Below are 16,208 nucleotides of genomic sequence, written 5' to 3'. Positions count from 1 at the left end.
GTCTACGAGGGATTTACGCATTTGCTGATGTACATCGTGTTGTGAATCATGTCCACTTGATCGGAGAAGCAGCGGATCAGGTACAGACCTCTCCCGCCTTCATCAAGCAGCTCGTCACTGCTGATCATGTCCGGGAATACCAATGTACCTGCTCCTTCCCCGGAGTCTTCCACCTGAAGTTCAAGCTGCTCGCCGCTCAGCAAATACCGGATAATAATCGGCTTGCTAGCATCGCTATGATTACCGTGGTAATAAGCATTGGTAATGGCTTCGATCAGAATCAGCCGAATGTCAAACGCATAAGCCTCCAGATGAAGCTCTTCTATAATTCCGTCAATAATTCGCTGATGCTGCTCCAAACCATGGATTCGAATTTCCTTCTGAACAGCTCTCATAATCCGCTCCTTCATTCACTTAATAGATAGGCTCAGCCAGGTGCAGTCATCCTGTAATGAAGCTCCCGCAATCCGGTCGGTCAGATATTCGTAGCTGCCGCTCAGTTCCTGGCTGTCAAAGAGAAGGTCCATCCCGTCGCTGTAAAAGCAAAAACGGTCTCCGGATTGAAAGGATATGGATTTCTCCTCAAATTCACTGTCTCCGAACATGCCTAGCGGCGCGCCTTTGACGGTAATGCATTGGCCCTCCCGGTCCTTGGGCACATGGATGAATTCATTGATCCCTGCACCCGCTGCCTTCAGCAAGCCTGTTCCAAAATCCAGACAAAAGCAGCAGCCCGCAATATAATCCTCGCCCAGATGCAGTATAGCTTTCTGGTTCAATTCCTTCATCACCTGCAGCGGATCAACAGTAACCTCCATACAATCCGCAAACAACACCCTAAGGGCAGAGATGTTCAGCGCGGCGGTGATTCCCTTGCCCGTCACATCACCAATCATTCCAACTACCCTTTCCTCATCAATCTTATGAAAAATGAAGAAATCGCCACTCAGTGTCCGGGCCGGAATATACAGCTTCTCCAGTTCTGCCTTGTCCTCCAGCGGAAAAACCACTGCATGCCGGTGATCCTGCAGCTTGACTGCCCGCTCCACTTCCTTTTTGCTCTCCGTGATGTCCCTCAGCACCAGCTGTAACGCCTTTTCTTCCTCATAAATGATCGGTACACCTGAAATCTCAACATCGAAAATACGGTTATCATGCCGGATGAACCGCTGTTCGAAGCGAAATCTCTCCTTGGCGATGGAGCCCCAGGTCATAAGCTTGTTATATTTGGCGCTCCTTATGTATTGCTCGCTAAAAAAGGACTCTATTCTCTGTCCGATCAGCTCCTGTTTCTTTTTACCGAACATTTTTTCGGTTTGTTTGTTGGCAAACAGGATGGTGCCTCCGCTATAGACCATGATCGCTTCGGGACAGAGCTCAACCAGATCCCTGTATCTCTCTTCACTCTCACGAAGCCGCTGCTCCGAACGAACCCGCTCGCTGATGTCATGAACAACCATGTAGATGCTTGACCTCCCGAGCATGGACATCATGCCGGTATGAATCTCCACATCAATTACCTGCCCCCCCGCGAGCAGATGCCTGTCCATAAAGACCCTGTTAGCCCCATGTTCGTCACCAGGCATTCCTTGTACAATGAAATCTTCCAATCCGGCATACGGGTCGGCCTGCAGATCCGTAATATGAAGTTTCCGAAAAATACGGATAGGGTAGCCGTAGAATTCACAGGCTGCCCTGTTGGCATCGGTAATCGATCCGTCTACCGGATTCACCAGCAAAGTAATCAGATGGTTGTTTTCATAAATGCAGCCATAATGGTCCATGCAATGCTCGGGGCTGGGTACCCTGTGCAGATTTTTGCAATGTTTATCTACTGCCATTCTTCGTCCTCTATTCTGATTCAGCTTTGAAACCTTACCATTATATGCATTTAATTTTCATTCAGCCGTGAATTCCGACACACACACAGCAAAAAAAACTATCAGAAGCTCGATCCGTGTCAAAAAAACAAAAAACCGGACGTTTCCTTACAAGAAGGAGAACGCCCGGGTTCGGGTATGGCAGTTTACAGTTCAGTCAGGATAATTGTGCCCTGCGGAGTAATGGCCAGTGTATGCTCATACTGGGCTGACAGGCCTCCATCGATCGTGCGGGCCGTCCACCCGTCCGCATCTACCTTAGTACGATAGCTTCCGGTATTCAGCATCGGCTCAATGGTAAATACCATGCCTTCTTTGATTCTTGGTCCTTTCCCTGCGGGTCCATAGTGAGGTACCTCAGGTGCTTCATGCATTTCAGAACCAATGCCGTGACCAATGAAATCACGTACGACCGAGAAGCCGTTCGACTCGGCATAGACCTGTATCGCATGGGCAACATCCCCGATCCGGTTACCGGCGACCGCTTGCTCAATACCTTTGAACAATGACTCTTTGGTCGTATTCAGCAGTTTCTCCGCCTGTTCGCTAATATTGCCGATGGCGTAGGACCAAGCCGAATCTGCCAGCCAGCCATTCAGGTTCACAACCATATCAATGGTTACGATATCGCCGTCTTTCAACTCCTCATGCTTCGGAAATCCATGGCAGATCACATCATTTACAGATGCGCAGGTCGCGTAAGGATAGCCGTGATAGCCTTTTTGCTCCGGGGTAGCTCCTTGGGAGAGAATGAATTTCTCTGCAAACTGGTCAATTTCCCAGGTTGTGATTCCGGGCTTAATGATTTGGGCGATTTGCCGGTGGCATTCCGCAAGAATTTTGCCGGCTGCCCGCATTTTCTCGATCTCTTCCATCGTTTTCATGATGATCATTCGTTTCGCCTCTTCTGTACAGAACACATTACTTAAAATAATGGCTCTTGGTTATAGTTTGGTCGTTCTTCTCTATATTATGAAAGATATTCGCCGAAAATCCAAATTTAATCTGAATTCACAAGCAGAAACGGCAATAGAAGGATAATTTAATGCGTGAAGCATATAAATTCTTATATTTTCAAAAAAAGAAACGAACCCTGCCTTCTGAAAGAAGGAAACGGGTTCGTTAAGTTTATGAATCAGTCGTGGAAATGAAGTCCAGAGGTAACCGCCTTGACGTATCCGCTGCGGATTACAAAATCCCCAAAGTGCTCGCCGCTTTGGCGCTCCCTGGCGTATTGATGGAGGATGGGTTCAAGCGTTGCCAGAATTTCCTGTTCATCGATATTTTCCTTATACAGTTTATTCAGACGGTCGCCGGTAAAACCTGCTCCTAGATACATATTATATCTGCCCGGAGCCTTCCCGATGAACGAGATCTCCCCCAACGCCGGTCTGGCGCAGCCATTCGGGCAGCCCGTCATGCGGATCACAATTTCTTCCTCCCGAAGTCCTGCTTCGTCAATGATCAGCTCCAGCTTATCCAGCAGCAGCGGCAGATAACGCTCTGCCTCGGCCATGGCCAATCCGCACGTCGGCAGCGCTACACAGGACATCGAGCTGCGCCGCAGAGCCGAATGATGCGCACCCTCTGTTAATCCATACTGCTTGGCGAGTTCCGTAACCTTACGTTTCTTCGAACTGCTGACATTGCCTATAATCAGATTCTGATTGGGGGTCAGCCGGAAGTCTCCGTCATGGATTTTGGCGATTTCCCGCAGGCCTGTCATGAGCTTGCTGCTCTCCGTATCATGAATCCGTCCACTCTGGATATACAGCGTCAGGTTCCATCTGCCGTTCACACCTTTCACCCAGCCGTAACGGTCACCGTTATGGTCGAAGTGAAAGCCCCTTGCCGGTTCAAGCTCCCACCCTAACCGGTTCTGCAATTCACCGGTAAACCATTCCAGACCATGACGGTCAATGGTGTATTTGAAACGGGCATTTTTGCGGACTGAGCGGTTGCCGAAGTCGCGCTGAATCGTAACGGTTTTCTCCGCCAGATCAATCATTTGCTCCGGCCGGCAGAAGCCTATCACCCGTCCAAGCTGCGGATACGTACTTGTATCCCCATGAGTCATCCCCATGCCGCCGCCAACCGTTACATCGAATCCTGCCAGCTTGCCGTTTTCCAGAATTGCGATAAAGCCAAGATCCTGGGAGAATACATCCACATCATTGGATGGAGGGACCGCGATGCCGATTTTGAACTTGCGGGGCAGATAGACCGGGCCGTAGATCGGTTCGACTTCTACTCCGTCTTTGCTGTCCACTACCTTTTCACCGTCCAGCCAAATTTCATGGTAGGCAGGGGTACGCGGTGCCAAATGATCGCTGATCTTGCGTGCCCACTCATAGACCTCGGCATGAACCTCGGACTGGTACGGATTGGGACCGCTCATCACATTGCGGTTAACGTCACCGCAAGCAGCGAGGGTCGTCATCAGCGTATCGTTGATGGTCTTAATGGTCTTTTTCAAATTCCATTTGAGTACTCCGTGCATTTGAAAGGCCTGTCTTGTCGTCAGCCGCAAGGTACCATTGCCGTATTTGTGTGCCAGTTCGTCCATGACCAGCCATTGTGCCGGGGTAGCCACACCACCAGGTGCGACCACACGCAGCATGAACTGAAAGGCCGGCTCCAGCTTCGAGCGTTCCCGTTCACTGCGCAAATCCCGGTCATCCTGCATGTAGCTGCCATGGAACTTAAGCAACCGGTTATCATCCTCAGGCAGACCTCCGGTGATCGGGTTCTTCAACGTCTCCACAAGGGCTCCCCGCAAATAATTGCTCTCGAGCTTAATATGTTCAACATCACTAGGCGGGCCGCCGATGGGCTTCACCACTGATTCATTATTCGCCATTGCTGCAAGTCTCCTCCCGCATTCACTGTATGTTAATGTTTAGTACACATCGCGCTGGTAACGCTGCTCCTGCTGCAGATTGTCCAGATAGGCTGCTGCTGCTTCGGGGCTTAGTCCGCCTTCCTCCTGAATAACGCTGATCAGCGCTGCGTGGACGTCGTGGGCCATATGCTTTTCATCCCCGCAGACATATACATGGGCGCCTTCCTGCAGCCAGGCATAGAGCTCTTGACTATGCTCCAGAATGCGGTGCTGCACATAGACTTTTTCTTCTGTATCCCGGGAGAAGGCCACATCCAGCTTATTCAGCACGCCGTCCTTCAGCATCCGCTGCCAGTCTGTCTGGTAGAGGAAGTCTGTCACAAAATGACGGTCTCCGTAGAACAGCCATGTCTTGCCTTCTGCACCTTGCTCCTCGCGTTCCTCCAGGAACGAGCGGAACGGTGCGACTCCTGTACCGGGTCCGATCATGATCACTGGCACATCGGGATTTGCCGGAAGCTTGAAATTCGGATTGTTCTGGATGTATACCGGCAAAGTGTCTCCTGGCTGCACACGCTCCGCGCAGTGAACCGAGCAGACACCATAGCGTTCTCGTCCATGGGACTCATAGCGTACCGCCCGCACGGTAAAGTGAACCTCTTCAGGATTGGCATTATAGCTGCTGGCGATGGAGTATAGTCTTGCCGGCAGCTTGCGCAGGATGGTTACGAAGCTGCGGGCTGGTACATCCCATGGCGCGAAATCTTGAATCAGGTCGAGCAGATCACGACCCTGGATGTATTCTTTCAACTGCTTGGAACGGTCCGGCAGCAGCAGTTCATGCAGCGCGGGAGCTGTTGACAGCTTCGCTGCCTGCTCCAGCAGCGGTTTGGTCAGGACGGTTATTTCATAATGGCGGAGAAGCGCTTCATAAAGGGTGCCCTCTTCACCTTTTTTGTTCAGGGGAACGGTTTCCCCGGAGTTCCAGCCCATGGCGGCAATAATCTCTTCTACCAGCCGGGGATGATTCTCGGGATAGACTCCCAGGGAGTCACCAGGTTCGAAGGTCATGTTAGAACCTGCCAGCGACAGCTCCAGATGGCGGGTTTCACGGTCCGAGCCGCGTCCGTTCAGATTCAGATTCTCCAGCACCTCTGCCTGGAACGGATGATTGCGGGAGTATGCCGATTGCAGCGATTCCGCGTGTTCGGCCGCAAGCACAGCCTCTTCAGCAATAGCAGGGGCACTCTGGGCACCGTTAAGGGCGGTAATCACTTGTTCTATCCAATCAGCGACCGGCTCGTCATAGTCCAGATCGCAATCTGCACGGGGGCTTAGACGCAGGCCGCCCAGCTCTTCCAGCTTCTGGTCGAAATCCTTGCCCGTCTGGCAGAAGTATTCATAAGAGGTATCCCCGAGTGCCAGCACCGAATACCTTAAATGATTCAATTGGGGCGCTCTTTTGCTATAGAGAAATTCGTGAAGCGAACGTGCATTATCCGGTGGTTCACCCTCACCATGCGTGCTGACCAGAATCAGCAGGTTCTCTACCTTCTTCAGTGCATTCGGCTTAAAACTGTTCATCGCAGATACGGTGACCTCGAATCCCTGCTCCTTCAGCTTACCTGACAGGCTGGAAGCGAGACGCTGGCAATTGCCGGTCTGCGATCCGAAGAGTACGGTGATATCGCGGGAAAAGGACGGCTGGGCAATCGCAGCTGAAGCAGCTGAAGCAATTGCAGCACCCGGAACGGGTGTTACAGGCACAGCTCGCGCAGTAGTAGAGTCAACGGATATGCCCTGCAGTGTTATTGCGGATATATAGCCGCCGAGCCAAATCTGCTGTGTCTGCGTCAGTGACGGCAGAAGGCGGTTTAGAAGATCAACCTGTTCCTCGTTAAAAGGACTGTTCGTAACATGTAATTGCAACACTATCGACCTCTCCTCGCATGAAATCTGCTTCCCTCTTAACAACATAAATTCAGGCTATCACAATTATATGAAACGATCAACGAGACAGCCGGCTGCTAAATTCACACTTATAATCCAATAAATTCAATAAAACGCAGAAAAGCCGCTTAAATCAGAGTAAAAAGCTCTGATTTAACCAGCTTCATTACATTTAGTGATAACTTCTATTAGATAAAATGATACTTCAAGCTCAGGTAAAACCGGCGGCACCGTCGAAAAATGGGGTCATTTCAGCCCAAACAAACGTGGAATATGTCCCAAAAACCGGCCAAAATGATAGGCTGAATATTCATTCCAGGGACACTCCAGCCAGGGACAGTCTACAGTCAGATGCAATTTGCCTGTCTTCACCGGCTCCAGTTCCTTCCATTCTTTTTCCCCAGAAAGAATCCGCCACGCCGACTGGGAGCGTTCATCTCCATCAATATTCAACAATATCCTTCCGGCCTGGCATTCGGCCAGCTGCGCCAAAGTCACCTCAAGCTTCCAGTCCACCTCCCGGATCAGATCCGGTGTACCAAAAAGCAGGTCATCATACAGCACTGTGCCTGCCCGCCGTCCGCATGTATACAGCCTTCCTTGGGTCAGTGTAAGCAGAAGCAGTGTTTTGTCGTCGTACAATCCTTTAAGAATATCGCGGACAGAAGCACTCTTACGCTCGTACTTCCGGAGCCAGTACTCCGCTTCACTCTCCAGCTTCAAGAAACTGGCGGTTGATTGCAAATGGCTCCGCCAGGAGGCATTCCAGGGAAGGAACAGAGCCGGAGCAATATCAGCTAAACGCTCCTGCTCTTCCCTAGGAAACAGACCATCTATACCAAGGATATAATCGGGTTCTGCCTTCTGCAGCTCCCCGCGGTTGAAATCATACTGATGGCTGAGCGGGACCCTCACTTCATATTTGTAGCGGGTCCGGTAATGATCGCTCCAATATTGATCGACTGGAGCTGCATAAGGGATCACCTGAAGCGGCAGCAGTTGTCCAATATTAACCCAGCTGTATGCAGCTACCTTGATGCTGCGTCTGCGCATATACACGGCAGGTGCCATCCCTGTGTGCTTTTTGAATATAATGCTGAAGTAATGTTCATTGCTGTAGCCAACCTTGTAGGCAATATCGCTAACAGAACCGGCAGGATTTGCCGTCATCAGTTCCTTTGCTTTCTGGAGACGAACAGCCGCCCGGTAATCCATAACACCCATTCCGTATTTGTCTTTAAACTGGCGCATGAAGTGAAAACGGCTGAGTCCGGCAATTCTGGCGAGTCCGGCAATCGTAGTTTCCTCATGACTATGCCGTTCCAGCTCCCGCCTGGCCTCCTCAAGGGCGTAGGCTGCCGTTTGCTCCTTCTGCCTGAGCACCAGCGCCAGCAGTTCAATGAATCCGGCCTCACACCATAGCCTCTCGGAAGGCAGTTCCCGGCTCCAGCTATCATATACGGACAAGCCCAGTTGTACAGCCAAAGAAGCGGGAACAATGGTAGCCTCTCCAGTCACAGGGAAGCTGTTAACCCGGACATGCCTTCCGCTGCCTTCTTCATCCGGAAGCAGTTGAATGATCTCAAAACGCAGTATGATCAGTGCATGCTCCATACTCCCCGTGAACAGCACTTCCAGCAGTTGTCCGGGTGAACATATATAGACGGCGCCCACATGGAGGAGGTGGTATCGTCCATCAATAATCAGGCTTCCGCCTTGCCCTGTCGAAATAAGCAATGTATGGGCATCTACGGTGATAAACTTCCGTTCCTTACCGGAACGCTCCTGCAAATCCTTGCTGCTCCGGACGGAGAGCAGCTTATACCACAAGCCCTGATCCTGATGTGCATCTTGCATTACTTGGCTGCTACAGAACGAAGCACATCCTCCAGAATCAGCCCGTTGGCCATCACATTAGCATTGAACCAATATCCGGAATCGGCGTCGAATACCCGTCCCTCTTTAACCGCAGGCAATCCCTGCCACAATATATGATCCGCCGGAATTTTTGTCCGCCCCTTCCCTGTCAGGACAAAAATATAATCCACATCCTTCAGCTGCGGCAGGGTTTCCATCGAATACTGCTCATAGCTCCCTTTCAGCAGCTCCGGCTGTTTGAATCCGAGGCTGTCATACAGCATTGCACCACCGTAGAAGCCCGGGCCAAACAACTTAAAGCTCTTCTCGTCATTGGGCTGCAGTAAAACGGCTGTTTGCTCCGCGGTCTTCGCGCCAAGCTCAGCCTTGGCTGCGGCAAGCTTCTCGTCATATTCCTTCAGCGCCACATCCGCCGCTTCCCGTCTGCCGGTTAAATCGCCAAGCTTTTGCAGAGTTCCTCTCCAATCCGTATCATCGTTGGTTAATATGAAGGTAGGAGCTATAGCCGCGAACTGCTCATACGTCGAATTGCCAAGATAGGCGGGAGACAGAAAAATAATAAGATCAGGACTGTAGCGCAGCACCTCCTCCGGCTGAAGCCCCTGATCCATACTCAGGACCGGAACATCCCCAAGCTGATCCTGAAGATACTTCTGGGGCTCTCCTCCCGCTCCCCACTGTGCAGCAGGCTTTAAGTCCAACGCGGTAAGCGGGTCCTCCAAAAAAGGAGCAATGATCCGCTGCGGGGCTTGAGGCACCTTGACTTCATGGCCTAGGGCATCCGTAAGGGTACGGAAATCGGCAGCGGTTGAGGCGCTCCCTGTTGCAGCAGCCGGAGTATTCTCTGAGACTTCGTTTTCAGAAGCATCTGCGGTAGTATTCCCACGATCTGACGCATTGCCGCAGCCAGTTAAAACTATGAACAAACATAACATGAAGATAATTCCGATATTTTTGAAGCGTTGCATTACTGTATCCTCCAATATGATATTGATAATCATTCTCGATGAAGAAGAGTATACTGGAGATTGTTAGATTTGTGAATAAACAATAATGCTCTTTTTTTCATGAACACAGCACTCTAGCTCAAAAAAATATATGGAATGAAGTCCTGCCGTCACTTACCTTTTCAAAATAACGCGCTTGAGCGGTCCCTTCAGCAGATGCACCAGAACCAGCAGCCCTCCGGCGTTGATCGCCAGATCTGCGAGATTCAGGATGCCTCCCCGGCTGCCGAAAACCAGAAAATCGGTCACCTGATGGTAAATGACACGGTCAATGGCATTGCCGAGAGCCCCGCCGACCAGGAATCCGGAGGCTGCCTCCAGTACAGTTCCGCGCAGTTCTCCCTTGCGTCTGTAATAGAATATTGCAGCGACAAAAAGCACGGCAATGATAGCAAAATACTTCCCATAGCCCTGAAATGAGCTGAATGCTGCTCCACTGTTCTCATAATATGTAAACTGCAGGTGTCCGCTCCACACCGGAAGGGTCTCCCCAAGCTGCATATTGGAGCGTACCCACCACTTGGCAGCCTGGTCTGCGATCACAACCAATATTGAAATCAAATAAAAAAGCGTAATGGCTCCCCCTCTCAATTCATGAAAAATGAACAAGCTCATCAAATTCTGATAACAGCTTAACACAGTACGGCCGCGGGAATCATCTTTTGACTCACTGAGTCTACCTGCCACCAGCCATATCCTTCATGTTACATCTGAAAGGGTATGGGTTAAACATTCTTAGATCGACAATCCACATTGCACCTGGAGGATGAATGCTATGGATTACGTGTCTATACTTGTGAAGCTGGCAGCGGGATTTACCGGACTATGGGCCATGACAAGATTGCTCGGCAAAAAGGAAATCTCCGCCTTAACCCCCTTCGACTTCATCTCGGCCGTGATTCTTGGCGATTTGGTAGGGAACACGATATACGAGCCGGACAAATCCGTGCTGCTGCTGCTGTTTGCATTGGCTGTCTGGACTGTGTTTTCCATTATATTTGAAAAGGTTACGCAGTGGGTCCGCAAGCTGCGCAAGCCACTGGAGGGCGAGCCGGAGATTCTCATCCGGGACGGAGAGATCGACCTCGCCAAGCTCCGCAAAAACAATCTCGACTTCGAGCAGCTGCGGATGATGCTGCGTTCGAAGGATACATTCTCGCTGAACGAGGTGGCCTATGCCATCTATGAAACCAACGGATCGCTCAGCATCCTTAAGAAACCTCAATACGAGCCGGCGACGCGGGAGGAGCTTGACATCAAACCGCCGGGCATCCGGCTGCCCCGCAGCCTGGTGGAAGCCGGTGTGGTGCAGCGGGCAACGCTAGCCAGTCTCGGGCATGACGAAACCTGGCTGACCGGAAACTTCAAGAGCAGGGACATCCGGATCTTGATCTCGTAGCGTATGGGAAATCAACGAGGAAGGTGAGCTGGCAGTGATCCCTTCAACATCGCAGCATGCGAAGCCTGGTGAATATTAATCCCAAGATCAAAAGGGCTTACAGTTTGCTGGGGTAAAAGACAATCTAGTGTATTTCATACAATTGAAATCCAAGAAACAAGATTCTATGGAACATTTTCCTGAAATCTGCTGTACAAGTGAATTTTGTTTTTAAGCTTATTTAGAAGTAATCAACTGTAGGAAGTGCAATAGATTGGTTTTCTTTCGGATTTCACCCGTTGCTTATGTTCCCCGCAACACCAAAATCACCCTGGCGGGGCATTTCTGCCGTTGTTTCCGGTCCACATTCGTCCTTTAAACGAATCAAACCAAAAGACCCTATCCCCTTACACATCTTATCCACAAACAGAAAAAGCTCATCAATCCCTAATCTACAAAAAAACGCGAGTGTCTCCCGCAGGATACACTCGCGTTGTCCGCCTGCCGCATGTCTCTGCGGCAGGCATTGCCTTGTATGCATTGTCAAGCCGGAACGCTTATTAGGCGTCTTCTTGCATTACTTCCGCCGGAGCATTTACCAGGCGTAGGCTTCCGGTGCTGGACGGCCCGGTCCCGGGAAAATCTCGTCCAGCTTCTTCAGCGTCTCTGCATCGAGCACGATCTCGGTGACTCTCAGCGAGTCTTCGAACTGTTCAATCGTCCGTGGCCCGATAATCGGTGCGGTAACGGCAGGATTGGCCAGTACCCAGGCCAGCGCCACTTGGTCTTCATGCTCCCCAAGCTCCTTACAGAGCGCGGAGAATTGCTCCAACTGGCTCCGGTGCTGCTCCAGCTTGGCCGAACGGGCGCTGCGCACACCACTTTTGGACAGCGCATTGCGTCCAAGCAGGCCGCCAGCCAGCGGACTCCATGGGATCACTCCCAGACCCAGCTCCTGCGAAGCTGGAAGGACCTCCAGCTCCGGCGTCCGCTCCAGCAGGTTGTACAGATGCTGCTCGGAGACAAGCCCCAGGAAATGGCGTTCTTTGGCCTTTGCCTGGGCAGCGGCAATATGCCAGCCCGCAAAGTTGCTGGACCCGATGTAATCGGCTTTGCCCTGGGAGACCAGAATTTCAAATGCGCCCCACAACTCGTCCCAGGAGACATTCCGGTCAATATGATGCATTTGATACAGTTCAATGTGATCCGTCTGCAGACGTTTCAGTGAGCCTTCGAAATGACGTCTGATCTTGTATGCGGACAAACCTGCACCTGAATTGGGACCGTCCTGCTCGTCGAACATGTCACCGTAGACTTTGGTAGCCAGAACAACCTTCTCGCGCCGGCCGCCTCCCTGCTGAAACCATCGGCCGATAATTTCTTCAGTCCAGCCGCGCCGGTCATTGCCGCCGTATACATTGGCTGTATCAAAAAAGTTGATGCCCGCATCCAAGGCAGCGTCCATAATTCTGAAGGCTTCCTTTTCCTCGGTTTCTGGGCCGAAATTCATGGTACCCAGACATAGTTGGCTAACCTTCAAACCGGATTTTCCCAAATAACTGTATTTCACTCGCATTTCCTCCCTTGCATTCCTGATTGGTTGTCTGCTGCAAGATCACTATATACCTTAGAGTCTACTGTAAGGCAAGCCATATTAGCAGTCATTATCCGGAAAGAGGACTTCTCCCGACTTCAGCTGTATCTCCACAATTTCCTGCAGTGTGTTCGATAGCTCTCCCGGCGGATACGGCTTCGTCAGATATGTCTTCACGTTCTCAAGCATACTCTTATCCGTCTTGTCCAGCGCCGAGGAGATCACAATCGGCACCTGTTCGGTCCGGGGATCATTTTTGAGCATACGGATCAGATCCCAACCGTCCAGCTCCACTCCCAGCATCAGATCTACGACAATAGCCACAAAAGATGACTTCAGCGCCTGGTCGAATGCTTTTTGGGGATGGTAATGATGGGTGACCCGGAAGCCCTTGCCCTTCAGCTCTTCCGAGAGCAGCAGGGACAGGCTGTAATCATCTTCAACAATCATTACATTAGGCTTCTGTTCCTTATCAGCGCCCCACTTGGCAGACTCCTCCACATGCCCGCTGTCTTCTGCCAACTCCATAGGCAAGCTGAACCAAACGGTAGTGCCTTCACCCTCCACTGACTCGATGCCGATGGTCCCTTTGTGCTTTTCAATAATTTCCTTGCAGATCGCAAGCCCTAGTCCGGTTCCTCCGATCCGCTTGGACGCGCTGTTATCCACTCTTCTGAATTTCTGGAACAGCTGGCCAATCTGATTCTTGGGAATACCCAGCCCCTGATCGTGGACCCGCACTATAATCCGGTTCGGTTCATTGTGGAGCAGTACTTTGACTTCATGGCTTCCCGGTGAAAATTTGATGGCATTGCTCAGCAGGTTGGTAAGCACCTGAATGATCTTGTCCTTGTCAACAGCCACCTCATCTTGCACAGCATCGTCTTCCAAAAGGATATGGTGAGTACTGCTGAGCTTGTATTGGTCAATAACGCCGAGCACAATTTCACTGAGATGTGCCGGTTCGACATTATACTGCTGTGTCCCCGATTCCATTCGCTGCAGATCCAGAAAGTCATTAATCAGCTCGGTCAAACGTTTCGCTTCCTTGTGAATTGTCTCCAGATATTTCAGCTGCTTCTCCGGCTTCATGGTTTTGGACAGCAGCAGCTCCGTGAAGCCAAGAACACTGGACAGCGGAGTCCGCAGTTCATGGCTGACTGTGCTGACCAGCTCGGACTTCATCAGGTCAAGCTCATATTCACGTGTGATATCGCGGTGTACGAACAGCGTCCCGATCCGGTCTTCACGGCGGAGGACCGGAATTGCATAGACATCGACATGCTGAATCTCCTCGGTGCCCAGTGAATATTTCATTGTGCTGGAATCCATGGCCGATTCGGACATCGCATGCTCGTAGAATTGCCGTAGCTCTGCAGATTCATTGGACTTGCCGGTGAATGCTTCCAGCCAATCCTCCGCAGGAACCAGCGAACCCTCGGTCCAATCGCTATAGCGGAACAGCTCACTGAGCGCCTTGTTGATATGCTGCATTACGCCTTCGGTATTGACGAACTGGATACCCTCATTTACATTGTTGACGATATCCCGGTTCAGCTTGCGTCCATGTTCGATTTCCTCATACATCATGAGCCGCTCGATCGCCAGCGCCACCCGGCTCATCAGCCCCTGGATCTCGCTGAGTTCTTCTTCGGTAAAGGTACGGCCGATCCGGCTGCCGCAGAAGACCGCCAGAATCTCATTACTGCTGCCCACTACTGAAGTGTATAAATCATAACAGTAGACTTCGTCAGGAGAGATGCCCTGTTCCCGCGGCGAGCCTACTCTTTGGATAATATAGGATTGCTCTTCTCCCAGGCGGTGCAGAATTTCGGAATGGTGATGATCGAGGTACCGCTCCACATTCGCTTGCGGCACGCCTTTGACAACGGTAATCTTATCCTGAACAAGCAGGAACAGACTGGAATCAAAGTCATAGATCTGATTCATGAACCCGCTGAATTTCTCGGCGAATTCCTGTTTGTCCAGCGTGTAGGTAAGCTCATGATTCAACCGGTTATAACGCTCCAGCATGAAGGTAGTCTGCTCCGTATTCTGGAGGGTAACCGCCAGCTGCTGCTGCACACTTTTCAGGGAGGTGATGTTGTTCGCGATGAGGATATATTGGTAAACCTTGCCCTCATCGTTCAAATAAGGCATGACCGTCATATGGAGCCATACGGACTCCTGGCCATCCTTCACCAGAACTTCAATTTCCCCGCTCCAGTTTCCGCCGGTGGATAATTTACTGATAATCTGCTCCATCTGGGAGGAAGTCATATTCAGCAGTTCGAATAGCCGGAAAGGGTAGCCTATAATCTCGGCATTTCTGTAGCCTGTATAGCTGCTAAGATTGTTATTCGCATAAGTGAACAGCCCTTTATCCGACAGAATGCCGACAGCCGAGGTCTGATCGAGCGCCTTCATCATGCTTTCAATTTCGCTTAATGAACGCTCCAGCTTGAACTGCTGGTCCTGAAGCTCATCCTGCTGGGCATATAGCTCCTCGTTCTGCATCGTTAATTCTTCTTCCTTGTCCTGGATGCTGTGGGCCATGTTCAGGAATGCCTCGTACAAGCGTCCAATCTCATCCTGCTTTTCCAGTTTTCCGAGCAGAACCGTCTCCCCCGCAGCAAGTGAATGGGTAGCCTCCTCCAGCCGGACAATCGGATCAATCAGAATCTTCAGCCCCCGCCAGATCATTAAGGTAAAGAAGAGCAACAAAAAGGCACTGATGCCGAAGGCCGCAACGGTATAGCTGTCAGCTCGTAGGATAGAACGGTCTGCCATATCACTTAGCTGCTGATCTGAGCTCTCCTTGAAGGCCTTCGTATAGGCGAGAAAATCATTCAAGGACTTCGTGCTGCCGCTCTGCGAAAGGGTTCGGATCCCTTCATAGTCATCATTTTCGACCAGTCGCATCACTTTTGGCAGCGTTTGACTCTTGTAATTCGTATAAAAAGCGGATAAAGCCTCCCGATACTCCGCCTCTTCCGGTGACAGATTCAGCCCGGCGTATTGATTCAGAATACCATCCAGATTCTCAAGTGCCGTATTCAGCAGACCCAGTTCGTTGGTGCTCTTCAAGGCGATATACCCTCTGGCCCGGAAAAACACTTCATTCAGCGTCCCGGCCAGTTCATCTATGATATTCGCTTTGGTCTGCAGGACCTCCCGTTCCGACTTCAGTCTGCTCTGCTGGGTATTAATAAAAAAGAAGAGGACACTCACTGTCAGGACAATGAGCACGAACAACAGCGTAATAATCTGGTAATATTTCGTTTTGATGCTGGTATTAGAGCGCTTCGTTGTTCTCACTGAGAATGCCCTCCACAATCTGCAGGAGCTCCATGGGGCTGAAAGGCTTCGGCATAAAATAGCGGGCGCCGGCCTCGCGGGCTTTACTGCGGTCGTTCTCCTGCGCCTTGGCGGTCAGCATCAAAATGGGCATGGCGTTTTTTTGTTCTTTTTCCAGCGCCTCGAGAACTTCAATTCCAGTCATCTCGGGCATCATATAATCCAGAATGACCAGATCATACAGCTCCTCCGACAGCTTGGTCAGCGCTTCTGTGCCATTCTCGGCGGTATGGATCTCTACATTCTCCAGATCCTCCAGCGTGTCTTCAATCAGCATGCGCAAGACCTCTTCATCATCGACTACAAGTACTTTTTGCATTCA

Annotated in this window: 12 protein-coding genes; 1 reads left to right on the top strand and 11 read right to left on the bottom strand. The window is 51.0% G+C overall.

The features are described from left to right. Window positions 1-2: 2 nt before the first annotated feature. The 8 genes from A3842_RS10830 to lspA all read right to left on the bottom strand — a co-directional run bounded on the left by A3842_RS10830 (window position 3) and on the right by lspA (window position 10,118). Window positions 3-395, bottom strand: coding sequence for an ATP-binding protein (locus A3842_RS10830; protein WP_074087833.1), 393 nt, complete (start codon window positions 393-395; stop codon window positions 3-5). 15 nt (window positions 396-410) lie between these two features. Then, window positions 411-1,841, bottom strand: a complete 1,431-nt coding sequence (locus A3842_RS10825; protein ID WP_074101400.1) for a SpoIIE family protein phosphatase — start codon at window positions 1,839-1,841, stop codon at window positions 411-413. Between the two features lie 185 nt (window positions 1,842-2,026). After that, complete coding sequence (gene map / locus A3842_RS10820) at window positions 2,027-2,773, bottom strand: type I methionyl aminopeptidase (protein ID WP_074087755.1); 747 nt, start codon at window positions 2,771-2,773, stop codon at window positions 2,027-2,029. Between the two features lie 242 nt (window positions 2,774-3,015). Beyond that, on the bottom strand, window positions 3,016-4,740 hold the full coding sequence (gene cysI / locus A3842_RS10815) for an assimilatory sulfite reductase (NADPH) hemoprotein subunit (RefSeq protein WP_074101398.1): 1,725 nt from the start codon (window positions 4,738-4,740) through the stop codon (window positions 3,016-3,018). Between the two features lie 39 nt (window positions 4,741-4,779). Beyond that, window positions 4,780-6,651, bottom strand: coding sequence for an assimilatory sulfite reductase (NADPH) flavoprotein subunit (locus A3842_RS10810; protein WP_074101429.1), 1,872 nt, complete (start codon window positions 6,649-6,651; stop codon window positions 4,780-4,782). 267 nt (window positions 6,652-6,918) lie between these two features. Next, a complete protein-coding gene (locus A3842_RS10805) occupies window positions 6,919-8,529 on the bottom strand; it encodes an AraC family transcriptional regulator (RefSeq protein WP_074101396.1) in 1,611 nt (536 codons plus the stop codon). After that, window positions 8,529-9,518, bottom strand: coding sequence for an ABC transporter substrate-binding protein (locus A3842_RS10800; protein ID WP_074101395.1), 990 nt, complete (start codon window positions 9,516-9,518; stop codon window positions 8,529-8,531). The genes A3842_RS10805 and A3842_RS10800 overlap by 1 nt, the downstream gene beginning before the upstream one ends. Window positions 9,519-9,671: 153 nt before the next feature. Further along, complete coding sequence (gene lspA, locus A3842_RS10795) at window positions 9,672-10,118, bottom strand: signal peptidase II (RefSeq protein ID WP_256701656.1); 447 nt, start codon at window positions 10,116-10,118, stop codon at window positions 9,672-9,674. 214 nt (window positions 10,119-10,332) lie between these two features. Here lspA and A3842_RS10790 point away from each other — a divergent pair, with 214 nt between their 5' ends. Beyond that, window positions 10,333-10,956 carry a DUF421 domain-containing protein gene (locus tag A3842_RS10790; RefSeq protein WP_178382332.1) on the top strand — a complete coding sequence of 208 codons (624 nt, stop codon included), beginning with the start codon at window positions 10,333-10,335 and terminating at the stop codon, window positions 10,954-10,956. A gap of 574 nt (window positions 10,957-11,530) precedes the next feature. On the opposite strand, the gene A3842_RS10780 is transcribed toward A3842_RS10790, so the two are convergent. The 3 genes from A3842_RS10780 to A3842_RS10770 all read right to left on the bottom strand — a co-directional run bounded on the left by A3842_RS10780 (window position 11,531) and on the right by A3842_RS10770 (window position 16,205). Then, entirely contained in the window at window positions 11,531-12,505 is a 975-nt protein-coding gene (locus A3842_RS10780) for an aldo/keto reductase (protein ID WP_074101392.1), read from the bottom strand. A gap of 84 nt (window positions 12,506-12,589) precedes the next feature. Further along, window positions 12,590-15,847, bottom strand: coding sequence for an ATP-binding protein (locus A3842_RS10775; RefSeq protein WP_074101390.1), 3,258 nt, complete (start codon window positions 15,845-15,847; stop codon window positions 12,590-12,592). Continuing rightward, window positions 15,825-16,205, bottom strand: coding sequence for a response regulator transcription factor (locus A3842_RS10770; protein ID WP_074087748.1), 381 nt, complete (start codon window positions 16,203-16,205; stop codon window positions 15,825-15,827). Before A3842_RS10770 ends, A3842_RS10775 begins: the two co-directional genes overlap by 23 nt. Between the last annotated feature and the right edge of the window lie 3 nt (window positions 16,206-16,208).

It is taken from the genome of Paenibacillus sp. P3E, assembly GCF_001909045.1.
In the GTDB taxonomy this organism is placed as follows: Bacteria; Bacillota; Bacilli; order Paenibacillales; family Paenibacillaceae; genus Paenibacillus_AQ; species Paenibacillus_AQ helianthi.
This window is presented reverse-complemented; position numbering and strand designations above follow the sequence as displayed.

Bases quoted from the DNA above. Each gene is read 5' to 3' on its own strand.
- A3842_RS10830 (WP_074087833.1), bottom strand. From the start codon at position 395: ATGAGAGCTGTTCAGAAGGAAATTCGAATCCATGGTTTGGAGCAGCAT.
- A3842_RS10825 (WP_074101400.1), bottom strand. From the start codon at position 1,841: ATGGCAGTAGATAAACATTGCAAAAATCTGCACAGGGTACCCAGCCCC.
- map (WP_074087755.1), bottom strand. From the start codon at position 2,773: ATGATCATCATGAAAACGATGGAAGAGATCGAGAAAATGCGGGCAGCC.
- cysI (WP_074101398.1), bottom strand. From the start codon at position 4,740: ATGGCGAATAATGAATCAGTGGTGAAGCCCATCGGCGGCCCGCCTAGT.
- A3842_RS10805 (WP_074101396.1), bottom strand. From the start codon at position 8,529: ATGCAAGATGCACATCAGGATCAGGGCTTGTGGTATAAGCTGCTCTCC.
- A3842_RS10800 (WP_074101395.1), bottom strand. From the start codon at position 9,518: ATGCAACGCTTCAAAAATATCGGAATTATCTTCATGTTATGTTTGTTC.
- A3842_RS10790 (WP_178382332.1), top strand. From the start codon at position 10,333: ATGGATTACGTGTCTATACTTGTGAAGCTGGCAGCGGGATTTACCGGA.
- A3842_RS10770 (WP_074087748.1), bottom strand. From the start codon at position 16,205: ATGCAAAAAGTACTTGTAGTCGATGATGAAGAGGTCTTGCGCATGCTG.